The sequence below is a fragment of the uncultured Novosphingobium sp. genome, from assembly GCF_964277725.1.
Taxonomy (GTDB): Bacteria; Pseudomonadota; Alphaproteobacteria; order Sphingomonadales; family Sphingomonadaceae; genus Novosphingobium; species Novosphingobium fluoreni.
In genome coordinates, this window is the sequence record NZ_CAXYKL010000017.1 from 1 (window position 1) to 4,802 (window position 4,802).

At 60.9% G+C, this 4,802-nt stretch carries 2 protein-coding genes; both read right to left on the reverse strand.

Features of this window, described 5'->3' with window-relative positions; genetic code table 11:
* Window positions 1–394: 394 nt before the first annotated feature.
* Window positions 395–2,692, reverse strand: a complete 2,298-nt coding sequence (locus tag ACHWRX_RS01220; protein WP_394657790.1) for an EAL domain-containing protein — start codon at window positions 2,690–2,692, stop codon at window positions 395–397.
* Between the two features lie 233 nt (window positions 2,693–2,925).
* Window positions 2,926–4,802: XrtA/PEP-CTERM system amidotransferase (locus ACHWRX_RS01225; RefSeq protein WP_394657791.1), on the reverse strand; the 1,877-nt coding region annotated here is incomplete at its 5' end.

Below are 4,802 nucleotides of genomic sequence, written 5' to 3' on the forward strand. Positions count from 1 at the left end.
TGCAGAGTGCCGAGTATCTGGCGCTCGGCCACGGCGAAGACTGATTCGCACCATTTGATCCACATCGCTGAGACGAATCGCGGATAGAACCGCGATGAGCTGCGCGTGCCGACTATTGTGCTATCCAAAAACATTGAAGGCGCCTCGAGCTTACGCCCGCGACGCCCACCCGACACAGTTAAGTGTCAGAAATAGCTACGATCCTTTAGTTGTTGGGATCGCCGATATTTTTCCTAGCTCTTCGACGTCCAGCGCAACAACTCGCCGATATCGAAGAATTAGATCAGAAGTTCTGCCAGTGCCAGAACATGTTTCAGACCCCATGATTTGCCACCCGCAGTTTTCTGCGGTGACAACAGGGTTACCAAAACCTTAATTGGGCTTCAACGTTTTATTAACCGGCATGTCGTGCTGGCAGGTCCTGCAATTGCGTGACAAATTCTCGAAATGGGACAGGCCTACCTACGTAGTATCCCTGAACTTGATCGCATTGCAGGCTTTTAAGGACGGCCATGGCCACTGCGGTTTCTACGCCTTCTGCGACAACTTCACGACCAAGCGAGTGCGCCATCTCAATGATCGACTGCACTAACAGATGATCGCCAATGTTCGTGTCCACGTCGCGGATGAACACCTTGTCAATCTTGACCTCGGCAGCGGGCAGGTAGCGCAAGTAATCGATCGTGGCGTTGCCGGTGCCAAAGTCATCAATCGACAAACGTAGGCCGGCAGCAACCAAATCTTCCATCATCTGCAAAGTCTTAGCCGAGCGATCGAGTCGATCGGTCTCGGTGATCTCCAGCGTTAAGTTTTGTGCGGGCAGATCGTGCGCGGCCAGAGTCTCGGCGATCATCCTGGGCAGGCGCGGGTTGCGCAGCAGCTGCGCGGAGATGTTGACCGACACCGAGAAGTCATGACCGTCACGGACCAGGGTGGCAGCCGCCCGGACAGCCTTGTCGAGCACAAAGCGGGTGATCCGCTCGATCCGATGGTATTCCTCGGCAATGCCGATGAACTTCTCCGGACTGATCGGTCCGCGCTCAGGATGTGACCAACGTGCCAGCGCCTCGGCTCCGATGATTCGATTCGTCGCCAGATCGAGCTTGGGCTGGAAAGCCACCCAGACCTCGCCATTGTCGATTGCGCGGTCGAGCGAGGTGAGGAGGGAGATTTCCCAATGCACTTCGCCACCGGCATCATCGTGATGGCAGACCAGTTCGTCCGAACGCACCGCCTCTTCCGCTGACTGAACCGCGTTGGCGAGACGATTGCCCAGGCCATTGCCGCGATTAGAGTCCACGCCGCAGTTGAAGCCGACGTCCACCTCAGTGCCGCCGATGACGATGCCGTTTTGGGCGATGCGATGAAGACCCTCAAGGTTTTCAAACATTTCGACAATGTCAGTCAGGTTTGAAAGCCAAGCGAACATCTGACCTTCATGATAGACAACGACATCGGGCTCACTAATGCGAATGCGGCGCTGAATCTCTGCGGCCAGATCAGCTTCTACCGAGCCCTCGAAGCTGCGGATGATGCCGGAGTAATTCCGGATCTTGAGAGCGACGAGCAATCCCGATGCCGCACCATCCTGCGCGCGCAGTGCCTGGAAACTTGGCAATCCCGAAACGGCGTTGGTCTCGCTGACATCGCGAAACTTATCGAGGGTTCTGGCCCGCCACGTGGCGTAGATTGCCATGATGGCGGCGGGCACCACTTCCAACTCATAACCGTAGCGATCCATAACGATCGGCAGGACGAGCAGCACCACGCCCAATCCGACGAGCCGCATCGGCGCGATCGAACGTCCACGCCCGACACCAGTGACGATCAAAAGTCCGACGACCATGAATGCCGGAAGCCAGCCCAGTTGCGTAACTACGCCGTTTTGCAGGGTATGAGCCGCGATCACGTGGAAATATACCGCGGGCACGAAGTCCCCCAGCGGCAGGGGCTTGTACTCGGTCGTCGAAGCCGTCAAACCGATGACCATCTTGCGGCCGGCGACCTGCTCTGGCCGAAATTTGCCCTCGAGAATGTCGTAATAGCTGACGGTTGGAATCGTCTTGTAATCGATTGCGAAATCCGGCTGGAACAAGCCGTCTTTCAAGTCGGTCTTGCCCGCCATAGCCGTCGCCAGCGATGGCAATTTTCCTACTACGCTGTCTGAGGAGTAAGGAAAGCTGTAAGCCATGTTGAACGCTTGTGCCATGACCGCAAGCGAAACCAGCCGCGACGATTTAAGAAAAGCGCTTGCCGGAACCATATTCAACGAATTTCCGGCTTGTGGCGAAAGCTTGCGCGCTACGCCGAAATAAACGCGATCCGGATATTGGCGAAGCGTGGCTTGCAGTTCTCCAGCACCGCGCACTTCGCCTGAGAATGGGTAGGTGCGATCAAAGAAAACCTCTTCCGCACCGGCCTTCATCAGCTTCTGGATCAGCTGGGCGTCGAGGCCGGGATTTACGTCGTTGTCGTGAATTTCGCCCAGAGTCTTGTCATCGAGTTTCACGATGACGATCGAACCGTCGGCTTTTTCATAACGCAGCTTGGCGCGTGCCGCGATGAAGATGTCTTCCAGCGGCATGGCGCGACCGATCGTGCCGAAGAAGACGCCCAGCAGCAACGCCGAGAGCGCGATCCGCCAGCGGCGATTCTGCCAGATTTCCTTCAATTTCACGATGGGAGAGGTCATGCACGCCGCCTGACTGGCTGTGGCCGGCAGGTGGCCCGAGTGCACACGTCCACACCAGAAGCAGAGCTCCGGGGGCCGTTCGATGTCGGACGCGATGTAAGGCGACTAATTATGGTCATGACGCTCTGCGCTGAGGCTACCTCAGCCGTCCTAGGGCCAATGTCCTAAGATAGGGTTTAGTTAATGGCGCCCTTCTCAGCCCTAGAGGTGGCGGCACGCGGGCGATGCGAGGGTTAAACCTTCGTTGCCGGCGCCTGCGAAAGACGGCCCAGAGACCGGTCTAGCATCAGCAATTGCCATAATATCCGTGCGTTGTTGGCACGTCTCGCGACATGATCTTGTGCAAGCGCGCGGACCCGCCCAGCATCAAACCAGCCGGTCTGTCCCAGGGTCGTGCTATCGGCAATATCGTGCGCCGCGCCCGCGAGCGGCCCGCGAAACCACGATTCGATCGGCGTGACGAAGCCCTGCTTCTGGCGGAATAGGATGTCTTCGGACAGGTGGCCACGCATCGCTTGCTTCATCAGCCACTTGCCCTGCTGGCCCCGTACGCGCAGGTTTTCCGGCAGCGTCGCCGCGAATTCCAACAGACGGTGATCGAGCAGCGGCTCGCGCGCCTCCAGGCCCACGGCCATGCTGGTCCGATCGACCTTGGTCAGGATATCGCCCGGCAGCCATATCTTCAGGTCGGCATATTGCGCCTGATCCAGCCCGGAACGCGCTGGGGCGTTGCGCATCGTCTCCAGCATCAGCGATTCGGCGCGATAGTCACCGCGCAACCGCTGGAAGTCGGGCGAATAGAGCTTGGCGCGGTGCTCAGGCGGCGTCACGCCGATGGCGCGCGCGTAGCCCTGCGCGCTATCCCCCGCCAGCGAGAGCAGCGTCGTCTTGGCCCGTAACGGGCGCGGCGCCCAGTCCGCCTTGGGGTAGATCGCACCCAGGGTGCCGAACACGGGGCCGCGCAAGGCCGCCGGCAAGAACGCGCGCAGGCGATCCTCGCCATGCTGGAACAAATGGCGGCGATATCCGGCAAACGCCTCGTCCGCGCCATCGCCGGACAGTGCCACAGTCACCGTTTCGCGCGCCAATTGGCACACGCGCCATGTCGGCAAAGCGGAGGCATCGGCGAAAGGTTCGTCGAACATGGCGGCCAGGGCATCGACTGCCTGGAAATCATCGGGCGAAACCAGCCGCGCCCGGTGATCGGTGCCGAATTGTTCGGCGATACGGCGAGCGTAGGCGCTTTCGTCCAGCGCGGCGACATCGAAGCCGATCGAGCAGGTCTTGACCGGCTGGCCGCTCGCCTCGGCCATCAGCGCAACGACGCTGGAGCTGTCCACCCCGCCCGACAGGAATGCGCCCAGCGGCACGTCCGCCACCATGCGCGAACTCACCGCCTGGCGCAGCAGGTGCAGCAGTTCCGCCTCCAGATCCTGCTCTTTGCCCTTGCGGCGTTCGGCAAACGAGATATCCCACCACTGGCGCGCGGCGGGCATCGGCTTGCCGCGTTCGACCAGCAGCGAATGCCCGGCGGCCAGCTTGCTCACGCCTTTCAGCATCGAGCGGGTATCGGGCACGTAACCCCAGGCGAGGTAGTCCTCCACCGCCAGCGGATCGATGCTCCGGTCCAGCAGCGGATGGGCCAGCAGCGCCTTCAGTTCAGAAGCGAACGCCAGCGTGCCATCGCTCAGCGTCGCCAGGAACAAGGGCTTCACGCCCAGCCGATCGCGCGCGAGGAACAGGGTGCGCGCTTCCAGATCGTAGATCGCGAAGGCGAACATGCCGTGCAGTCGCGATAGGCAATCCGGCCCCCACTTCTCCCAGGCGGCCAGGATCACTTCGCTATCGCCATCGGTGCGGAACCGCGCCCCGGACGCGCGCAGTTCTTCCCGCAGCTCGCGGAAATTGTAGATCTCGCCATTGAAGACGAGCATTGCGCGGCCATCGGCCGAAGCCATCGGCTGCGGCGACCCGGCGACGTCGATGATCGAGAGGCGGCGATGGCCGAGCGCGACACCCGGCGCGGTCCAGACGCCCTGCCCGTCCGGCCCGCGATGGGCGATGGCGTCGCACATCCGCTCCAGCTGCGCCGGGTCCATCGGGCGGGCGT

Coding starts and splice junctions, on each gene's coding strand:
- ACHWRX_RS01220 (WP_394657790.1), bottom strand. CDS start 2,692: ATGACCTCTCCCATCGTGAAATTGAAGGAAATCTGGCAGAATCGCCGC.